This is a genomic window from Marinobacter sp. SS8-8, assembly GCF_030540945.1.
In the GTDB taxonomy this organism is placed as follows: domain Bacteria; phylum Pseudomonadota; class Gammaproteobacteria; order Pseudomonadales; family Oleiphilaceae; genus Marinobacter.
Map to the genome: position 1 here is coordinate 1 of NZ_JASSVN010000016.1, position 19,324 is coordinate 19,324.

Below are 19,324 nucleotides of genomic sequence, written 5' to 3' on the forward strand. Positions count from 1 at the left end.
AAAGGGTGACGCAGGCCTGCAAACTGCGATGCAGTCGGCATAAAGTCGGCGAAAATAGACAAATTGACTCACCTGGCTGGGTGGGTCACCTTGAAAACACGCCGTTTATGGACGGAAACTATCTAACAAGGTTTGTGAAGCTGAACTTGGATTCTGAGTCCCTGAGGTCTGGTGACTCGGACACCGGGGTTGATTTAGACCCGTCCTAAAGATCGATTTGGCGCGCCTGTCTGTTCGTCTTGCCTGAATTTGCTTACACATTGCTTACAAATCGGAATCCCAGAAACAACAAAGCCCGCACGAGGCGGGCTAAGTCATTGAATCTAGTGGTGCCCGGAGGCGGAATCGAACCACCGACACGGGGATTTTCAATCCCCTGCTCTACCAACTGAGCTATCCGGGCGTGTTGCGCGACTGTTGTGCAACGGGGCGCTATTAAACCGGTTTCGATGTTTTGAGTCAAGGCTGAGCCGGAAAAATTTCTGAATCTTTTCAGGGTCGCTCAGGCTTTGATCAATCCGGTTTTACTGCTCCGGCGGCACGTAACCTTCGGCCTTGTCAAAAGGTTCGTTGTTGAAAAAGTGCTGCATTTGCGCCTGCAGGTATTTGCGGGTGTTCTGGTCCATCAGGCTCAGGTGTTTTTCGTTGATCAGCATGGTCTGCTGGGCCTGCCATTCTTCCCAGGCCTGTTTCGATACGTTCTCGTAAAGGTCCTGGCCCTTGGCGCCGGGCATGGGCGGGAAATCCAGGCCCTTCAGTTCTTTCTGGTATTTGCGGCAGAACACGGTACGGCTCATGGTGGCTCCTGTTGGCAAATGTTACTGGCGGTGATGATAACAGATCGTTGTGGGTGAAATCGCAAGCGGACCGGCTCAAAGCAGGGCGGCTTGCTCCGGTTCAGTGAGCAGCGAACGAATCGGTGCGGGCAGTCCGAGATTCAGGGCTTCATGTCGGTGCAGCCATTTCAGGTGGTCGCGATCTGCAATGGCTTTGGCACTGCTGGTCACGTTCAGGCGGGCGGGCCGAATGTGCAGGTGGTAATGTGAGAAGGTGTGGCGGAAGCCATTGATCAGTTCCGGTTCTTCGCAATCCAGCCCGAGGTTCTGTTCACAGGCTTCCTGGAGTTCGTCTGCCCCATAGGCCGGGTCCAGTTCCGGCAGGCTCCAGAGGCCACCCCAGATGCCGCTGGGTGGGCGACGTTCCAGCAGGATGCGGCCCTGACCATCTTCAAGGATCACCATCCAGGTGGTCTTTTCAGATTTGGCTTTCCTGGGCTTTGAACCCGGGTAGAGTGCTGTTTCGCCCCGGGCATAGGCCTGGCAGTCGTGTTGCAACGGGCAGCTGTCACAGGCCGGGCGGCTGCGGGTACACACCATGGCGCCCAGATCCATAATGCCCTGGGTGTAGTCCCGCACCCGATTCTCCGGGGTGTGCTCTTCGGCCCGCTGCCAGAGCTGGTTGAGTACGGCGGTCTGGCCGGGCCAGCCTGGGATGGCGTGGTAGCGGGTCAGTACCCGTTTCACGTTGCCGTCGAGTATGGCGGCGCGAATGCCGAAGGCCTGGGCCAGTATGGCCGCAGCGGTGGAGCGGCCGATTCCGGTGAGGGATTCAAGCTCTTCCTGGGTCTGTGGGAACTCACCACCAAAGTCGCGAACGACCGTTTGTGCGGCTTTCTGCAAGTTGCGGGCACGGGCGTAATAACCGAGACCAGACCAGTGGCTGAGTACATCATCCACAGGGGCTTCGGCCAGGGCCTGGACGTCCGGGAAGCGCTTCATAAACGCCTCGAAGTAGGGGATAACGGTAGCGACCTGGGTTTGCTGCAACATGATTTCCGAGACCCACACCCGGTAGGCGCTCCGGTTATGGTGCCAGGGAAGGTCATGCCGGCCGTGGCTGTTAAACCATTGCAGCAGTCTGTCGGCGAAGCTGTCAGGCATCAGTTGAACAGGCCCTTGAGTTTGTCGCCCACCTTGTCCTGCAGCTTCTCTTTCACCTTTTCCTCGGCTTTTGTCTTGGCCTCGTCAACTTTCTCCCTAACTTTGGCCTTGGCAGCATTTTCAGCGATGGTTTTCAGAGTGTCCCGGAAACGGGAACCGTCAAAAGAACACAGGCCGGCCGGATCCTCGGAGAAGTTGCCCCGGCATTCCACCGGAATAACCACGTTCTCCACATACTCGGTAACCCGGCAGGCGTTATCCCGATGAATCTCACCCACGATTCGAAGCCCCGCCTCGTAATCCAGTTGGCTCTGTTTCATATCTATGGTTCCTTTGCCCTCAAGGCGCATACCAGCCAGTGAGGCCACCAGATCGGTGTTGTTCAGGGTATTGCCATTGATGTTCAGGGTCCCGCGCATGTCGTTGAACGGGGTGCTGCTGCCCCAGTCGGTGGTAGTCAGCTGATCCTGGTTGACCAGAGCGATTCCCTGGCAGGCCATGCGGGTCAGGTTCATTCGGCGGAACTGGCCCTCCGCCAGGTTGAAGCTGACCTGGCCATCGGCGTTGCTGCGCAGTGCCGAGATGCGGTTACCGGTGGTGGTGGCGTTCACTTTGAGGTTGGCGCCACCGCCGAGCATGTCCACGTCGGCAAGGTCGGTGAGCAGGGGCAGGGTCTGCACATTGGTAACGTCTGAGCCAATGGTCCATTTCGGGTTGTCGCTCCGGGCGTCGATGGTCACGTTGGCGCCAAAGCGGCCCTCATAGAGCTTGCCACTGAACCCATCCACTTTTAACAGGCCGTTTTTCGCTGTGGTACTGGCTTTGATTTCTTTGATGGTCAGATTGCTGACAATCAGTTGGCCAAGCCCCAGATCAATGTCCAGCATCAGGCTGCGGACGGTTTCCAGTGGCAACAGGTCGCCCTCCGGGCCGGTTGTCGCCTTTTCGGGGGCGGCGGCCTGCTTAGTATCGCCTTCTGCTTGAGGGGGGAGGTAGCGGTCTGCATTCAGCTGGTCGCCCTGAAGGTTGAAGGCGATGCCTGTGTCAGCGAGGTTGTAGCTGCCGGAGCCATTGAAGGTGGTGTCATCCAGTTTGATGGTCAGGTCGGACAGCTCCACCCTGCCGGCCGGGCCGCCGATGCTGGTGGAGAAGGCGATGGCTTCAAGAACGTCTTTGTCACGGGTTTCAACGGCTGGCTGGCCAAGGTTGTTTAGCAGCTCCCTGAGGGAGAAATCTGCGATGGATAGCTTGCCGCTCAGGGTTGGTTTTTCACCGAACCCGTTCACGGTGAGTTCCGTGCTGAGGGACAGGTTGGCAAGGCTGGCGGTAAAGTCGCTCAGGGTTGCGGTTTCGTTTTCCAGATTTGCCTTGGCGGAGCCGCCAAGTTCAGCGGTGACCTTTTTGCTGCCGAACGGTTCGCCGGTTATGTCGAATACGGCGTTCAGGCCGGATACGGCGAACTCATTGAACGCCTCGTTGGCGGCAAGCCGGGCGCTGATGTTGCCGTCCACCTCAAGGGTCGGCTGGGTGGTGGCAACCCGGAATCCGATCTCCAGCGGGAACTCGGAACCCAGCGTGATGTTGCTGGCGTCAACGGTGAAGTTTTCCAGGGTGATCGACTGGCCGGTACTCTTGTCGGCGTAGTGCACCTGGGCGTTGCTGATCTGCACATTTTCAACATTGAAGTTCAGGGGCTCGCCGCCGGCACCCTGATTTTCCTGTGCCTGCTCATCCTGGGTGCCGGCCGTCTCTGCCGCTGCCTCACCGGCGGGCTTCCCGGGCATGATGCGGGTCCAGTTGCCATTGCCCTGTTCGTTTACTTCGAGGCGGGCGTCCAGGCCGTCCAGCACAAAGGTATTTACCCTTGGGGACATGGCGATGAGTGACCAGAAGTCGATCTGGGCAACCAGCTTTTCCAGGGCAACGAAACGATCACCTTCCAGGGTGGCCTCTACGGAATTCAGTTCAAGCCCCAGCGGGATGAAAGACCAGCCGATGTCGCCTTTGAGAATCAGGTCGAGGCTGGTCTGCTTCTCAACAGCCTGTTCAATCTGCGGCTTGTAATTGTTGGGGTCAATCACGGCCATGGCGATGGCAACGGCGGCCACAGCGAGAACGACCAGCGCAACGAGGGCGATCAGTACATAACGGACGGCTTTCATGATTCAGGCTTCCTTCCTATTGTTGGGGGTTTGCAATGATTCCCGGCGAACATTGACGTCAATGACCCAAAGGATAACGCAGGGTTAACAAATTAACAGTGCAGGAGTATGACAATGCCGTAGTGTTGGGCCAAAATACACCTCCTTGGTTTTCCGACTACATTGATACCTATAAATAAACACAAGAAGGAGTTGGCTGTGGCTATTACCGTTTCGATTGAGCTGAACCGGGAACTTGAAATTCCGGGAAGCTACGATGAAGTGTTCGATCTGCTGGCGGATGTCCCACGATCTGCCAGCCACTTTCCCAAGGTCCACAAGCTGACCGATCTCGGTGACAACGCCTACCGGTGGGAAATGGAAAAGGTGGGCGTGGACAAGCACGCGATCCAATCCGTGTATGCCTGCAAATATTACTCAGATAAAGACACCGGCAAGATTACCTGGGAGCCCGTTAAAGGTGAGGGCAACGGGGTTGTGAGCGGCTCCTGGACCATTACGTCCAGGAGCGACAAGGCCACGGCAGTGAAATTCCAGACCAGCGCTGAACTCACTTTGCCACTGCCCGGCCTGTTGAAACTGGCGATCAGCCCGGTGATCAAGCACGAGTTCAACAGTCTCGTGGATACCTACATGAATAACCTCAAGAAGGCGTTTTAACCGCACTTTTCTTTCGGATTAACCGCGCTTCGCTATCGGAGCGATTAAACCGGTTGTGGGACTCGGGCGGACATAAAAGGTATAATCGCCGGGAAGATTTTTCCGGCGCTATGCCGCTCAATTGTTACGGAGTCCCCATGGCCGAACGCAAGGCTCGGGTAGAACGAAATACCCTTGAAACCCAGATCACCGTTGAGATCGATCTCGACGGTACCGGCAAATCCAGCTTCGACACTGGCGTGCCCTTCCTGGAGCACATGATGGATCAGATTGCTCGTCACGGCCTGGTGGATCTGAATATCGTTTCGAAGGGTGACCTGCACATTGATGACCATCACACAGTGGAGGATATCGGTATCACTCTTGGCCAGGCCTTTAAACAGGCCGTGGGTGACAAAAAAGGCATTCGCCGTTATGGTCACGCCTATGTGCCGCTGGACGAAGCCCTTTCCCGTGTTGTGATTGACCTGTCCGGCCGTCCCGGCCTGATGATGGACGTGCCCTACACCCGGGGTGCCGTGGGTGGCTTCGATGTGGATCTGTTCGAGGAGTTCTTCCATGGTTTCGTGAATCACTCCATGGTGACCCTGCACATCGACAACCTGAAGGGCAAGAACACCCATCACCAGATTGAAACCGTGTTCAAGGCCTTTGGTCGCGCCCTGCGCATGGCTATTGAAATGGACGAGCGCATGGCGGGTATTACTCCGTCCACCAAAGGCTCGCTGTAAAAGGCTCGTCGCAAGAAGACTCGCTGTAACCGGTCACTTTTCACCGGTCAATCAAGGACACCGCAACAACCATGAAAACCGTTGCCATAATCGACTACGGCATGGGCAACCTTCACTCTGCCAAAAAAGCGGTGGAGCACGTCGCCCCGGACACCACCGTGCTGGTCACCGACAACGCCGACAAAATCCGCGAAGCCGACCGGGTGATTCTTCCCGGCGTCGGCGCCATCCGCGACTGTATGGCCGAAATCCGCCGCCTGGGCGTCGATACCCTGGTACGTGAAGTGTCCCAGGACCGACCATTCCTGGGCATCTGCGTTGGCATGCAGGCCCTGATGTCCCGCAGCGAAGAAAACGGCGGCGTTGACTGCATCGGCCTGTTCCCTTCGGAGGTGCGTTATTTCGGTGACCACCTCACGGAAGACGGTAACCGCCTGAAGGTGCCCCACATGGGCTGGAACCAGGTACACCAGATCATAGACCACCCCCTGTGGCACAACATTCCGGAGGCTGATCGTTTCTACTTCGTGCACAGCTTCTACGCGGAAGCTGAGGGCAACGCCGACATGGCAGGCCGCACCCGCTACGGGGTAGACCTTGCCGCCGCCGTGGCAAGGGACAATATTTTTGCAGTGCAGTTCCACCCGGAGAAAAGTGCCCGGGCCGGCCTGCAACTACTGGAGAACTTTACTGACTGGACCGGAAAATGCTGATAATCCCCGCTATCGATCTGAAAGACGGTAAATGCGTGCGCCTGCGCCAGGGCCGGATGGACGACTCCACCGTATTCGGTGACGACCCGGTAGATATGGCCACCCGCTGGGTGGAAGCCGGCGCCCGCCGCCTGCACCTGGTGGACTTGAACGGTGCCTTTGCCGGTGAGCCGGTGAACGGTGAAATTGTTCAGGCCATCGCCCGAAAATACCCGGATCTGCCGATCCAGATCGGCGGCGGCATCCGCTCCGCTGAAACCATCGAAGCCTACCTGAAGGCCGGCGTGCAGTGGGTCATCATCGGCACCAAAGCGGTGAAAGAGCCGGAATTCGTTTCCGAGATGTGCAAGCGTTTTCCGGGCCACATCATTGTTGGCCTGGACGCGAAAGACGGCCGCGTTGCGACCGATGGCTGGGCGGAAGTCTCCGAAGTGATGGCTACCGACCTGGCGAAGCGCTTCGCCAACGACGGCGTGGACGCCATTGTCTACACCGATATCAGTCGCGACGGCATGATGCAGGGTGTGAACGTGGAAGCTACTGCTGCACTGGCCGAAGAGGGCGGGATCCCCGTTATCGCCTCCGGCGGCGTGACCAATATGGATGATCTGAAGCGCCTGGCCACCGTGGCCGATAAGGGCATCCTCGGTGCCATCACCGGCCGTGCCATCTACGAAGGCACGTTGGATGTGGCTGAAGCCCAGGCCTTCTGTGACAGCCTGAAGGGGTAAGACGACATATGGCTCTGGCGAAACGTATTATTCCCTGTCTGGACGTCGACAAAGGCCGCGTTGTAAAAGGTGTTAACTTCGTGGATATCCGTGACGCCGGCGATCCGGTGGAAGTGGCCCGCCGCTACAACGAGCAGGGTGCCGACGAAATTACCTTCCTCGATATAACGGCCAGCTATGAAAGCCGTGATACCACCTACGAAACTGTCGAGCGGATGGCGGCGGAAGTGTTTATTCCGCTCACCGTGGGTGGCGGTGTGCGTACTGTGGATGATATCCGGAAGCTTTTGAATGCCGGTGCCGACAAGGTCTCGATCAACACTGCGGCGGTTTTCAATCCGGAATTTGTCCGGGAGGCGGCAGAGCGTTTTGGCAGCCAGTGCATCGTAGTGGCCATTGATGCCAAGCGGGTCAGTGAGGAAGGCGAGGAACCGCGCTGGGAGATTTTCACCCACGGTGGCCGCAAGCCAACCGGCCTGGACGCTGTAGAATGGGCCCGCAAAATGGTCGAAATGGGCGCCGGGGAATTACTGCTGACCAGTATGGATCGGGACGGCACCAGGATCGGTTTCGATCTGGGCCTGACCAAGGCAATTTCAGATGCCGTCATTGTGCCGGTGATCGCCTCCGGGGGTGTCGGGGAGCTGCAGCACCTCGCCGATGGCGTGACCCGGGGTGGTGCCGATGCGGTTCTGGCGGCTTCCATTTTTCACTTTGGCCAGCACACCATTCCCGAGGCCAAAGCTTTTATGAAGACTCTGGGAATAGAAGTCCGCGATTGAACATGAAGGTCGGTGAATAGCGGGGTCAGATGAAAGCGTTCATCTGACCCCTTTTTTACGTGCAAAAGCAGGTCGAATGGCCTGTTTCTCACCCTCTGCAAACATCTTCTGGTTGCTGTTGCGCATGGCCCAGAGACCGCTCACGGTTGCGATGGCAATGCCCTGTGCGTCCAGTTCCGGAAGGTACTTTTCCAGATAGTCCACGGTGACCTTGTGTGGATGGCCAATGCCAATGGCGCTGCCGTTCTCCCGCGCACGCTGGATCAGCAGTTTAAACTGGCGGTCCACAAACTCTTCGGTTTGTTCGTGGTCGAGAAAGACATCCCGGCTCAGGGTGGGAATCCTGTAAGCGGCAGCCACGTCACCGGCGACTGATGAAGCAATGGTGCGGCTGTCTACAAAATAGACCGGGTAGCGGACGAGTTCCTTCATTACCCAGTCCATGGGCTGGAGCTGCTGGGTTAGTAGACTGCCCATGTGATTATTCACGCCCTGAACGTGAGGAATGGACCGGAGAGCGCGCCGAAGCGTCGTTGCCATGCCCAGCTCGTCCATATCGGGCGTCAGCCCGCCGGGGCCAAGGCCGAAGTTTCGCATGTTGGCCATCGGGGCGTGCAGCATGATTTCCTTGTTTTTCCGATAGGCAAGCCGGGCAAGGGTATCGGTATGCCTGCGGTAGGGCAGGAAGGCGAGGGTCAGCGGCTGATCCAGGTTGGCCAGGCGCTTGCCTTCGTGAAGGCTGTGCCCCATGTCATCAATAATAATGGCAATGGTCGGAGGCAGCGCCTGTTTTGCTGGCTCGGCTGCCACCAGGGTGGCCGCAACCGAGAGAAAAAACGCCAGCAGGGAGCCTGCTAGTTTCACTGACTGCTTCCTTCCGCCCTGGCTTTGCCTTGCGGATTCAGAATCCGGATGCCCTTGAGCAGATTAAGAGCCGAGCGTAGCTGGTAGTCCCTGTCTGCCAGGGAGGCGGTTTCGTCCTCCGCCCGGGTTTGTTTGTCCTGTTGCTTCTTGTTCTCGTCCTGGCCTTCCAGGTGTCCGCTCAGGTCTGCCTCGGTGAAGAAGGGTTTGCTGTCCAGTTCCTTCAGCTCTGCCGGGCGCACTTCAATATCCGGCTTGATGCCGGTTGCCTGGATGGAGCGGCCATTCGGCGTGTAGTAGCGTGCAGTGGTCATCTTGATGGCGTGGGTCTCATCCAGGGGAATGACCGTCTGAACGCTGCCCTTGCCAAAGGACTGGGTGCCCATGATCACAGCGCGTTCATGGTCCTGCAAGGCGCCGGCCAGGATTTCGGAGGCAGAAGCCGAGCCTCCGTTAATCAGTACCACAATCGGAGTGCCTTCCATGACGTCGCCGGCTCTGGCGCTGAAGCGAAGGCGTGAACTCTGGATGCGGCCCTCGGTATAAACAATCAGCCCCTCGTCAAGGAGCACGTCCGCGGATTCCACGGCCGCCTGAAGAACACCCCCCGGATTGTTGCGCAGATCGATGATCAGACCATCGAGATCGCGGCCCAGTTCGTCCTCGAGTTTGCCGAGGGCATTTCTGAACTGCGAGCCGGTATCCGCCTGGAACTGGGTAATCCGCACATACCCGTAGCCGTTTTCCAGCATCCGGGACTTCACGCTGGTGACCTTGATGATGTCACGCTCGACTTTGATCTCAATGGGCCCCGTCTCGCCCTCACGCATGATGGTCAACGTGAGGATGGTGCCGGGTTTGCCTCGCATCATTTGGACTGCTTCTTCGAGGCCCATGCCTTTCACCGGCTTCTCATCGAGCTTGATAATCAGGTCTCCGGCCTGAACCCCGGCCTTTTGTGCGGGGGTGTCATCAATCGGTGCGATTACCTTTACGAAGCCATTCTCCATGCCCACTTCAATGCCGAGCCCGCCAAATTCTCCCGAGGTACTTTCTTCCAGATCCTCATAATCCCTGGGGGCAAGATAAGTGGAGTGAGGGTCCAGATCCGACAGCATGCCCTTGATGGCGCTTTCAAGCAGCTGTCGATCATCCACCTCCTCTACATAGGCGTCCTTTATCCGACTGAATACCTCGGTAAACTTCCGGAGATCTTCCAGAGGCAGCTGCTTTTCCGGGTCAGGGAGGCGGATTTCAACCCGTTCGCCGTTCTGGATGCCTTCGAGCAGTAGTTCGGTGGAGGAGTTTTTCTCCTGGGCCCAGGCCAGACCGGATGCGGTGGCGAAACAGGTAGCGAGTGCAATGCTGCGTAATGGAAAGGCATGGAGTGTACTTCTGACCCGTTTCATTCACATATCCCGTTTTTATTCCGATAGTTGGACTGGTTTCCCTGACACCCGACAGTATGGCGTTACCCGGGGCGTTTGTCAGCCCTCCCGCAGCCTGTCAGTTTGCCAGCCACAGGCCCGGATTGTCAGGTTTGCCGTTGTGCCTGACCTCAAAATACAGGGCCGGAGAATCCGTGCCGCCGGTACGCCCGGCCAGGGCGATGGGTTCGCCGGCTGCCACCCAGTCTCCGGGGCTGGTAAACAGGCTGCTGCTGTGGCCATAGAGTGTCATGTGGCCGCCGCCGTGATCAATAATGGTGAGCAGGCCAAAGCCCCGAAGCCAATTGGCAAAGACCACCCGGCCATAATGAATTGCCCGTATCTCCGCCTCTTCTTCGGTGCGGATGAGAAGGCCATTGCGTCGCAATTTGCCATCGGCGTACCTGTCTCCGTAGCCGCTGAGAACCTTACCCTGTGCAGGCCAGGGCAGCTTGCCCCGCAGTGAAGCGAAGGGCCGGGATTCGTTGGGTGAAGGAATGTTATTGATCGCCTGCTGAACTTCCTCAAGCAGTTTTTCCAGCCGTTTGCGGTCGGATACCAGTTCTTCCCGTTCGCCGAGCCGGCTCTTGATGTCGGCATTAAGCGATGCGAGGGTCTGCTGTCGTTGCTTTCTGGATACCGCCAATTCCTGCTGGCGCCTGGCTACATTATCTTCTGTTCGGGCCAGCTCCACTCGTGTCGCCTGCGCTGCGGCGCGGGTGCTCTTGAGTTCCCGCAGGCTTTTCCTGAACGCGTCAAGGCGGGTGACCGTATCCTTGCTCAGATACTCGTAGTAAGTCATGGTCCGGGCGATCCTGTCAGGATCGATCTCATTCAGCAGGACCTTTACCGCCGGCGCGTCGCCCTCCATCCAGGCAGCCCGGATCTGTTTCTTCAGGCTCTCCCGTTGCCGGTCCAGCGTGCGCGTGAGCTCCAGTTCCTCTTTCTGCAGTTCCTTGAGTCGCTGTTGCTGCTGTTCCACCTGCTGGCGCAGGGAGCGGCGTTCCCGGGTCAGGCGGCTGATGGTGCGTTCAGTCGAAGCGAGCTGTTGCTCCAGGGAGGATCGGTCTTCTTCGGCATCCGCCAGCCAGTCATCGATGTCCTCAATACGTTCCTTGAGTTCTTCGATCTGGGCCGGTGTGACCTCTTGCTGTGGGAGCGCCGGCGCTGCACCCAGAACAAGGGCCAGCGCCAGCATTGCAGGCAGTCGCAAGGGTTGGGTCCGCGCCGGGGTCAACCGATCTGAACCAGGCTGTGCCCGGTCATTTCTTTCGGCTGATCCAGTCCCATCAGGGTCAGCAGCGAGGGCGCCACGTCGCTCAGGTTGCCGTCGTTTTTCAGCGCCACCTTGCGGTGGCCGGTGTAGACCAGCGGAACCGGGCCAGTGGTGTGCGCGGTATGGGCCTGCCCTGAATTGGGGTCGGTCATTTGCTCGCAGTTCCCATGGTCCGCCGTGATCAGGGCTTCGCCGCCCACTTCATCCAGTGCTTCAACCACTCGCTTTACACACTCATCGAGACACTCGGCGGCCTTGATGGCGGCAGCCAGCTTGCCGGTGTGGCCAACCATGTCGCCGTTGGCGTAGTTGCAGACAACCAGGTCGTATTTGCCGCTCTTGATGGCTTCCACGAGTTTGTCCGTTACTTCCGGCGCGCTCATTTCCGGTTGCAGGTCGTAGGTGGCGACTTTCGGGGAGGGAACCAGAATCCGGTCTTCGCCTTCGAACGGTGTTTCCAGGCCGCCGTTAAAAAAGAACGTAACATGGGCGTATTTCTCCGTTTCAGCAATGCGGAGCTGGGTCTTGCCCTGATTTGCCACATATTCGCCGAGACCGTTGGTCAACTGCTCCGGGGGGTAGGCGCAGGATGCTTTGATATCCGCCGCGTACTCGGTCAGCGTCACGAAATCCGCCAGTTCGGGGTGTTTCTTGCGCTTGAAACCGTCGAAATCCTTCTCCACGAAGGTGCGGGTCATTTCCCGGGCGCGGTCGGCCCGGAAATTCATGAACAGAACCGCGTCGCCGTCGTTAATGGTGCCTTCCGGCTCCCCCGGTGCGTGAATACGAGTGGGCATCACGAATTCGTCATTCTCGCCGCGCTCGTAGGCCTGCTCAAGGCCTGATACCGGATCGGTTGCGGTGAATTCGGATGTGCCCTGGGTCATCAGGTTGTACGCGGCTTCAACACGATCCCAGCGGTTGTCGCGATCCATGGCGTAGTAACGCCCGACGATGGAGGCGACACGGCCAACGCCGAGGCTCTTCAGTTTGGCGGCTGCCTTCTCCAGAGAGGGCTTGGCACTGCGGGGCGGCATGTCCCGACCGTCCAGGAAGGCATGTATGTAAACTTCCTTCGCACCACGAGCGGCAGCCAGTTCGGCAGCGGCCAGAATATGATCTTCATGGCTATGCACGCCACCCGGAGACATCAGCCCCATCAGGTGAACCGCGCGACCACTCTGAACGGCTTTATCGATGGCCGAGCAAAGCACTTCGTTGCTCTGGAAGGTGCCTTCTTCCAGATCCTTGTCGATCCGGGTCAGGCTCTGATAGACCACGCGCCCTGCGCCGAGGTTCATGTGACCGACTTCCGAGTTACCCATTTGCCCCTGGGGCAAACCAACAAACATGCCCGACGTGTTGAGCAGGGTCTTTGGCTGATCCTGCCAGAGCTTGTCCCAGAACGGGGTGTTGGCGTTGCTGATGGCGTTGTCTTCAGCCGGGTCGCGGTGGCCCCAGCCGTCCAGGATAATCAGGGCAGTCGGCTTGCGCATTGCAGTCATTATTCAGTCCGGAAGTAAAATGTTAGTAAATTTACTAAAACAAAAATTCAGTTTGTCTATTCTCGCATTTACAGGCCAGTTTCGTCACCTTCTGTCCGGGGAGCAGGCTGTGTATAATCCCGCCAAACTCATTACCAGGGTAAATTCATGGGCCGGTTGTTTGAATTTGTCGTTAATCACTACATTCTTGTGTCGCTGTTTGTGGCATTTCTGGTCGCGATTCTTATTCTGGAGTCCCGCCGTGGCGGGGCCAAGATCTCGGCCCAGGGGGCAGTTAACCTCATCAACAGGGATGAGGCTATCGTGGTGGACATCCGGGACCGGAAGGAATTCGGCGAAGGGCGCATTACCGGTTCCATCAATATTCCGTTGAACAGCCTCAAGAGCCGGGTTGCCGAGCTGAACAAATTCAAGGACAAACAGATTATTGTTGCTGACAAGATGGGCCAGCATTCAGCAATGGCGGTCAAGCAGCTGAACGCCGAAGGCTTCAGCAATGTTGTGCGTCTCAACGGTGGCGTTTCTGACTGGAAGGCCAGCAATCTTCCGCTGGTAAAGAAATAAGGCCGCTCTTGATCTGCAGATCAATCTGCCGCACTGTTTCACATTAAGCCGGCGTAGCCTCGACGTAAACTGTTCCGGCAGCAAACTTCATAACACTCCATAACATTCCATAACAACGGGCCCCGGGCCCATGACCGAGAACAAAAGGACTGAACATGGCTGAGAATCAGCAAGCCGCAGCAGGCAGTGACAACCAGAACCAACCCCAGTTTGCCCTTCAGCGTATTTACGTGAAGGACCTGTCTTTTGAATCACCCAATTCTCCGGTGGTGTTTCAGGAGCAGTGGAAACCGCAGGTTAACCTGGACCTCAATACGTCCCACAACAAGGTGAGCGACAACCAGTACGAGGTTGTGCTTTCCCTGACCGTGACAGCCAAAGTGGGTGAGAAAGTTGCCTACATCGTCGAGATCCAGCAGGGTGGCGTGTTCCTGGTTCAGGGCATTGAAGGCCAACAGTTGGGTCAGATGCTCGGTGCCTACTGCCCGACTATCCTTTTCCCCTATGCCCGCGAAGCCATCGACGGCATCGTGAACAAGGGCAGCTTCCCGGCTCTGATGCTGGCGCCGGTGAACTTTGACGCTATCTATGCCCAGGCGCTGAAGCGCAAGCAGGAAGAGGCGGCGGGTGAGGCGAAGGAAGAGCAGCAGACTCACTGAGGCTGGCACTTTCCGAATACGGGGTCAGATGAAAAGGGGTCAGATGAACTTTTCATCTGACCCCTTTTCATCTGACCCCAACTTCACACTGCTCCGTTGAACCCCAACTGTCGCCAGGCTTCGTAAACCACCAGGGCCGTGGTGTTGGAGAGGTTCAGGCTGCGGCTCTCCGGGCGCATGGGAACCCTGAGGCGATGTTCCGGCGGCAGGCCTTCACGGATACCGGTAGGCAGGCCCCGGGTTTCCGGGCCGAACATCAGGAAGTCGCCGTCCTGGTAGCTCACTTCATGGTAGGGGTGACTGCCTTTGGTGGTCAGCCCGAACAGGCGTTCCGGCTGCTCGCTGGCCAGAAAACCCTGGTAGTCCTTGTGAATCTTCACCCTGGCGTACTCACTGTAGTCCAGTCCGGCCCGCCGCACCTGCTTGTCTTCCAGGTTAAAGCCCAGAGGTTCGATCAGATGCAACTGGCAGCCGGTGTTGGCGCACAGCCGGATGATGTTGCCGGTATTCGGCGGTATCTCCGGCTCGTACAGCACCACGTGGAGCATGAAGTCTAGCGTTCGACAGCCAGGGCAACGCCCATACCGCCGCCGATGCACAGGGTCGCCAGGCCCTTGTGAACATCACGGCGAACCATTTCATGCAGCAGGGAGACCAGGATACGGCAACCGGAGGCGCCGATGGGGTGGCCCAGGGCAATGGCGCCGCCGTTAACGTTTACCTTGCTGGTGTCCCAGCCCATGTCGCGATTTACCGAAATGGCCTGGGCGGCGAAGGCTTCGTTGGCTTCCACCAGGTCCAGATCATCAACGCTCCAGCCGGCGAGCTTCAGGCAGCGCTGGCTGGCGGGAATCGGGCCGGTACCCATGATGGTGGGATCTACCCCTGCGTTGGCGTGTGCCTTGATGGTGGCCAGTGGCGTGAGTCCCAGTTCTTTGGCTTTTTCCGCGCTGCACACCATCACCCCAGCCGCTCCGTCGTTCAGTGACGAGGCGTTGCCGGCGGTGACGGTGCCGTCTTTTTTGAAAGCCGCACGAAGCTTGCCAAGTCCCCCGGCAGTCACGCCGTCGCGGGGGCCTTCGTCCCGGTCAACCATGACCGGATCGCCTTTGCGCTGGGGGATGGAGACCGGAATAACCTGGCCATCGAAGTAGCCGGCTTCGCGAGCGGCGACGGCTTTCTGCTGGGAGGCGGCGGCAAATTCGTCCTGCTCTTCACGGCTGATACCGTATTTTTCTGCGACATTCTCGGCGGTAATGCCCATGTGATAGTCGTTGAACGCGTCCCAGAGGCCATCCTTGATCATGGTATCCACCATGGACCAGTCACCCATGCGCTGGCCGTTCCGGCTGTTGGGCAAAACGTGGGGCGCCTGGCTCATGCTTTCCTGGCCACCTGCAATTATCATCTCGGCATCGCCGCAGCGAATGGCCTGTGCCGCCATATGGACCGCTTTGAGGCCGGAGCCGCACACCTTGTTGATGGTCATGGCGGGCACCGATGCGGGAATGCCGGCGTTGATGGCGGACTGGCGGGCCGGGTTCTGGCCGCAGCCAGCGGTAAGGACCTGGCCAAGAACCACTTCGTTGATCTGGTCACCGGCGACCCCCGTTTCCTCCAGGAGTGCCTTGATGACGGCGGAACCGAGCTGGTCTGCGCGCAGGCTGGAAAGGCCTCCGCCAAAGGTTCCGATAGCTGTACGGCGGGCGGCAACAATAACGACATCACGCATGGGAATTCTCCGGGTCAATGGCGCGCGCGGGCCTGGGCCCTGCGCGTGCAGAATTGAAAGCTGCCAGCATTGTATCCCGAAATCGGCGGTTGGCCAAAGTTAGCGGGCGGCGAACGCCGGGGCCAAGCTACATATTCAGGCTGCGGCCGCCATCGACAGCGACAATCTGCCCGGTAATGAACGGCGCGTCGCAGATCAGAAAGGCGATGGTTCCGGCAATATCATCCGGGTTGCCGGTGCGGGCCAGCGGGGTTTTATCGAGAATCGACTGTTGCTGGGATTTATCCATTTCGCCGTTGCCCTCCGGCCAGAGAATGGCCCCCGGCGAAACGCCGTTCACTCGCACATCCGGTGCCAGATCCTTCGCCCAGGAACGTGTCAGGGCGGCCAGGCCGGCCTTGCTGGCGCAGTAAAGCGGGTGGTTGGCAAGGGGCCTTTCGCTGTATATGTCGATCATGTTGACCACACTGCCTCCGTTTTCCCGCAGCGCAGGAAGGCAGGCCTGAAGCAGAAAGAACGGAGCCCGGAGGTTGGTGTGCAGGACGGTGTTCCAGTCCTCCCCGGTAGCTGCTTCTGTCGGGTTGGCGTAGAACACCGAGGCATTGTTTACCAGTGCGTCGAGTCGGTCCCACGGGGTAATGGCCTCGCTCGCCAACCGGTTCACATCGCCAGTCAGGCTGAGATCAGCCTGAACCGCATAAGCGGAACCCGGGCGCTCCCGGTTAAGGCCTTCAACCAGCTCCCGGGCCTGCTGTTCCCGGCTCCGGTAGTGAACCACCAGATTCCAGCCCCTTTGATGCAGTGTCTTCGCCGTTTGCGCACCAAGACGATGGGCAGCGCCGGTAATCAGTGCAACGGGAGCGGTGGCGGGCATGGTGGTTCCTCAGGAGTTAGCGGTGACTACGGTTTCGCGAATGCGCTTCAGGCGTTCATTTCGGATGGCACTGCCCAGCGCCTTACCTTTGTAGCCCTGTGCGAGGAGGGTTTTGGGATCTACGCCGGTTGCTGCTCTTGATGCTGCCCGAAGCAGGCTCAGTGTGCCTGACTCGCCGGATAGGGCACACTCAAGAACGCTCAGAAGTTGCCAAAAACGCTCCGGGCGGCGCCAGAAATCGGCCTTATTGAGCAGGTCCAGCAAGGTTTCGGCGTCCGGCCGTTGCGGGTCGATATTCCGGATCGGCGGTATAAAGGCTGTGACCAGTCGTGCCAGGTTCTGGCAGTCATTCGGGGCTTTCAGGGTTTTGGCTCGTGCCACGGCTACGGACTCGTCCAGCGGCGAGAGCAGGGCCGCGAAGCGCTCTTCCATGCTGGCATCGGGTTTTTCCTGGATGCAACGAATTGCTCGCATTGCCATGGGAAATTCCGCTGATGGAGCGAGTTCCGGAATCAGCACGCCAAGAGCTCCGCAGTCACGGAGCACTTCAAAGAACGCCTCTGGCGCCTGTTCGTGCAGGGCCCGCTGGAATTCCTGCCAGACCCGCTCTGGCACCAGGTGGTTTACTTCACCGGCATCCACCATGTTCTGCATCAGGGTCATGGTCTGGTCGCACACAGTAAATCCCAGTGGCCGGAAGCGGGCTGCGAAGCGGGCGGTGCGCAGGATTCGTAAGGGGTCTTCGGCGAACGCCTCCGACACATGGCGGAGCTTGCGATCCTCAATGTCACCCCGGCCATGGAAGGGGTCTACCAGATCGCCACCTTCGGTTTTCGCTATGGCGTTGATGGTCAGATCACGTCGCTTCAGGTCCTCTTCCAGGGTGACATCCGGTGCGCTGTATACGGTAAAGCCATGGTAGCCATGTCCCTGCTTGCGCTCGGTACGGGCCAGCGCGTATTCCTCCCGGGTTCCCGGGTGCAGGAATACCGGAAAGTCTGCCCCCACCTGTTTGAAGCCTTTGGCAAGCATTTCTTTTGGCGTAGCGCCCACCACGACCCAGTCCCGGTCCTTGACCTCAAGGCCGAGCAATTCGTCGCGAACAGCACCACCAACCAGATAGGCCTGCATGAAATGTCTGATTCCTTTCGAGAAGTGTGTGCGGGGATTATCCGGTTTGGGTGGTAGGTTCGCAAATGCGCGGGCGGGGAGAAGCAAGAATGGGGTCAGATGAAAATGGGGTCAGATGAAATTTTCATCTGACCCCATTTTCAGTTTCTGATCAGAATGCGGTACCAAGCTCTAGCGCTGCACCGACATCGGCTGCGCTGTACAGGGCGCCGAGGTCCAGGCGGGCGCCCAGGATGTTCAGGCCGAGACCGGCGGTGAACTGGGTTTTTTCCTCGATGCCGTCGTTGTCCTCGTTGCTGGCCAGGTTGTGGCGTACCCCGGCACGCAACTGGGCATAGCGGAAGGCATCGAATTCAGCGCCCAGTGCCACCCACTGGGTGTCGTCTTCAAAACCAAAGGCTTCCTTCCGGGTCAGATCAATTTCTGCGGTAACGACATGGTACTCGCTCTTATGGGCAATGCCGGCGGTGACCATCGGGTTAAGTTCGAGGGTCCGGACTTCTTCGCCCAGTGCCGGACGGCTGGCTGCGGAATCCAGCTTCATGGGGATGAGGTTTTTCACCACAATGCCGGTGTTCCACTGTTGTTCTTCGCCGAAAGCATAGGCCGCGCCGATATCCATATTGAAGCCGCTTTTGTCGGTCTGGTATTGATCGCCGTCGAAGTCGTTATCCTCGAAAGCAGAGACGCTCTCGGTGTACTGGAATGTTCTCAGTTCCACGTATTTCGGGGACAGTCCCAACTGAAACTTATTACCACTGTGGAGTTCAAACTGGCGTGCGAAGGAGATTCCGACTTCCCCGACTGCAGATGCCAGGATTCTGCCTCGTGAGGTCAGGTCCAGGGTGCCGTCCGGATTGGTGAGCTGGTCAATCGCAGTGTCGACATCCTGTGCATTCGCGGCATTGGCAATATCATCGAGCAAGCTCGTGTCCCGGCCAGAAACCTCGCCGCGAACAGTCGCCGTCAGGTTGGCATTGGTAAACACACCAACAGCGAGTGATTTGCCGGGGACCACGAAACCCAGCCCCAGTCCTGCATTTACTCGCATGGTGTCGCTGTCGAAGGCGGTCAGTCTGTCTCGGAGGTCGGCTGCACCGTCCTGAATGGTTTGCGGATTGTCCCTAGTCGGATCGAATCCAGAGACCAGGGATTCAAGGCCATCAATCACACCCTGAATATCATCAACCTGGTCAACCGTTTCTTCCTCGTCGGCGGCCCGGACGTTAACTGACGGAAGCATCAATCCGAAGTCATCATTCCAGCGGTGGTGATCCGCAGCCATCATCGCCGGGTTGTCAGTTGGCGCCGCTGAAGGCGTTGCAACAGCGACCCCGGTGCCGGCCATGGCGAAGGAGCGGGCAGACATAAAAGACTGGGGGCTGGCCAGTGCCGAGGTGGCGGCAATGGAAAGGCCAATGGCTACAGAAAGCCTGGTCAGATGGTGTCCGGTCATGAAAAGTCCTGTCGGGTAAAAAGGCAAAATAGATATTGTGTGGCTGAAAGGTTAATGCAGAACCTTGTCCGGCACATGACGCAAGGGGTAACGGTTTGTTTTCGATGTGTAAACGGAGGC

Annotated in this window: 19 protein-coding genes and 1 tRNA gene; 7 read left to right on the forward strand and 13 right to left on the reverse strand. The window is 58.2% G+C overall.

Going from position 1 to position 19,324, the window contains the following annotated elements; genetic code table 11:
• Positions 1-327: 327 nt before the first annotated feature.
• The 4 genes from QPL96_RS14880 to QPL96_RS14895 all read right to left on the reverse strand — a co-directional run bounded on the left by QPL96_RS14880 (position 328) and on the right by QPL96_RS14895 (position 4,102).
• Positions 328-403, reverse strand: a tRNA-Phe gene (locus QPL96_RS14880).
• A 121-nt stretch (positions 404-524) separates the two neighbouring features.
• Positions 525-797, reverse strand: a complete 273-nt coding sequence (locus QPL96_RS14885) for an oxidative damage protection protein (protein ID WP_303288099.1) — start codon at positions 795-797, stop codon at positions 525-527.
• Positions 798-872: 75 nt separating this feature from the next.
• Positions 873-1,940, reverse strand: a complete 1,068-nt coding sequence (mutY, locus tag QPL96_RS14890) for an A/G-specific adenine glycosylase (RefSeq protein ID WP_303288100.1) — start codon at positions 1,938-1,940, stop codon at positions 873-875.
• The gene (locus QPL96_RS14895) at positions 1,940-4,102 is read right to left on the reverse strand and encodes an AsmA family protein (protein WP_303288101.1); all 2,163 of its coding nucleotides are present in this window, start codon (positions 4,100-4,102) and stop codon (positions 1,940-1,942) included. Before QPL96_RS14895 ends, mutY begins: the two co-directional genes overlap by 1 nt.
• 198 nt (positions 4,103-4,300) lie before the next feature.
• Here QPL96_RS14895 and QPL96_RS14900 point away from each other — a divergent pair, with 198 nt between their 5' ends.
• From QPL96_RS14900 to hisF, 5 genes are all read left to right on the forward strand, one after another.
• The gene (locus QPL96_RS14900) at positions 4,301-4,762 is read left to right on the forward strand and encodes an SRPBCC family protein (RefSeq protein WP_303288102.1); all 462 of its coding nucleotides are present in this window, start codon (positions 4,301-4,303) and stop codon (positions 4,760-4,762) included.
• Between the two features lie 137 nt (positions 4,763-4,899).
• On the forward strand, positions 4,900-5,493 hold the full coding sequence (gene hisB, locus QPL96_RS14905; protein WP_007153401.1) for an imidazoleglycerol-phosphate dehydratase HisB: 594 nt from the start codon (positions 4,900-4,902) through the stop codon (positions 5,491-5,493).
• 71 nt (positions 5,494-5,564) lie between these two features.
• Positions 5,565-6,206, forward strand: a complete 642-nt coding sequence (hisH, locus tag QPL96_RS14910; protein ID WP_303288103.1) for an imidazole glycerol phosphate synthase subunit HisH — start codon at positions 5,565-5,567, stop codon at positions 6,204-6,206.
• Positions 6,200-6,937 carry a 1-(5-phosphoribosyl)-5-[(5-phosphoribosylamino)methylideneamino]imidazole-4-carboxamide isomerase gene (gene hisA / locus QPL96_RS14915; protein ID WP_303288104.1) on the forward strand — a complete coding sequence of 246 codons (738 nt, stop codon included), beginning with the start codon at positions 6,200-6,202 and terminating at the stop codon, positions 6,935-6,937. The genes hisH and hisA overlap by 7 nt, the downstream gene beginning before the upstream one ends.
• 8 nt (positions 6,938-6,945) lie before the next feature.
• Positions 6,946-7,719 (forward strand): imidazole glycerol phosphate synthase subunit HisF, encoded by a 774-nt coding sequence (hisF, locus tag QPL96_RS14920; protein WP_303288105.1) that lies wholly within the window; start codon positions 6,946-6,948, stop codon positions 7,717-7,719.
• 39 nt (positions 7,720-7,758) lie between these two features.
• Here hisF and QPL96_RS14925 read toward each other — a convergent pair whose 3' ends face one another.
• The 4 genes from QPL96_RS14925 to gpmM all read right to left on the reverse strand — a co-directional run bounded on the left by QPL96_RS14925 (position 7,759) and on the right by gpmM (position 12,788).
• Positions 7,759-8,532 carry a divergent polysaccharide deacetylase family protein gene (locus tag QPL96_RS14925; RefSeq protein ID WP_303288190.1) on the reverse strand — a complete coding sequence of 258 codons (774 nt, stop codon included), beginning with the start codon at positions 8,530-8,532 and terminating at the stop codon, positions 7,759-7,761.
• A gap of 47 nt (positions 8,533-8,579) precedes the next feature.
• A complete protein-coding gene (locus QPL96_RS14930; protein ID WP_303288106.1) occupies positions 8,580-9,989 on the reverse strand; it encodes a S41 family peptidase in 1,410 nt (469 codons plus the stop codon).
• Positions 9,990-10,086: 97 nt separating this feature from the next.
• Positions 10,087-11,220 carry a murein hydrolase activator EnvC gene (locus tag QPL96_RS14935; RefSeq protein ID WP_303288107.1) on the reverse strand — a complete coding sequence of 378 codons (1,134 nt, stop codon included), beginning with the start codon at positions 11,218-11,220 and terminating at the stop codon, positions 10,087-10,089.
• Between the two features lie 20 nt (positions 11,221-11,240).
• Positions 11,241-12,788, reverse strand: coding sequence for a 2,3-bisphosphoglycerate-independent phosphoglycerate mutase (gene gpmM / locus QPL96_RS14940; protein WP_303288108.1), 1,548 nt, complete (start codon positions 12,786-12,788; stop codon positions 11,241-11,243).
• Positions 12,789-12,935: 147 nt separating this feature from the next.
• Between gpmM and QPL96_RS14945 the strand changes: the two genes are divergently transcribed.
• The gene (locus tag QPL96_RS14945; protein ID WP_303288109.1) at positions 12,936-13,352 is read left to right on the forward strand and encodes a rhodanese-like domain-containing protein; all 417 of its coding nucleotides are present in this window, start codon (positions 12,936-12,938) and stop codon (positions 13,350-13,352) included.
• Between the two features lie 155 nt (positions 13,353-13,507).
• Positions 13,508-14,011: a protein-export chaperone SecB gene (gene secB / locus QPL96_RS14950; RefSeq protein WP_117618343.1), complete on the forward strand. Its 504-nt coding sequence runs from the start codon at positions 13,508-13,510 to the stop codon at positions 14,009-14,011.
• 83 nt (positions 14,012-14,094) lie between these two features.
• On the opposite strand, the gene trmL is transcribed toward secB, so the two are convergent.
• From trmL to traF, 5 genes are all read right to left on the reverse strand, one after another.
• A complete protein-coding gene (trmL, locus tag QPL96_RS14955) occupies positions 14,095-14,559 on the reverse strand; it encodes a tRNA (uridine(34)/cytosine(34)/5-carboxymethylaminomethyluridine(34)-2'-O)-methyltransferase TrmL (RefSeq protein WP_303288110.1) in 465 nt (154 codons plus the stop codon).
• Positions 14,560-14,564: 5 nt separating this feature from the next.
• Positions 14,565-15,743, reverse strand: coding sequence for an acetyl-CoA C-acetyltransferase (locus tag QPL96_RS14960; protein ID WP_303288111.1), 1,179 nt, complete (start codon positions 15,741-15,743; stop codon positions 14,565-14,567).
• A gap of 127 nt (positions 15,744-15,870) precedes the next feature.
• Positions 15,871-16,617 carry a pteridine reductase gene (locus QPL96_RS14965; protein WP_303288112.1) on the reverse strand — a complete coding sequence of 249 codons (747 nt, stop codon included), beginning with the start codon at positions 16,615-16,617 and terminating at the stop codon, positions 15,871-15,873.
• Between the two features lie 9 nt (positions 16,618-16,626).
• Positions 16,627-17,748, reverse strand: coding sequence for a multifunctional CCA tRNA nucleotidyl transferase/2'3'-cyclic phosphodiesterase/2'nucleotidase/phosphatase (locus QPL96_RS14970; protein ID WP_303288113.1), 1,122 nt, complete (start codon positions 17,746-17,748; stop codon positions 16,627-16,629).
• Between the two features lie 151 nt (positions 17,749-17,899).
• On the reverse strand, positions 17,900-19,204 hold the full coding sequence (gene traF, locus QPL96_RS14975) for a conjugal transfer protein TraF (protein WP_303288114.1): 1,305 nt from the start codon (positions 19,202-19,204) through the stop codon (positions 17,900-17,902).
• Positions 19,205-19,324 lie beyond the last annotated feature (120 nt).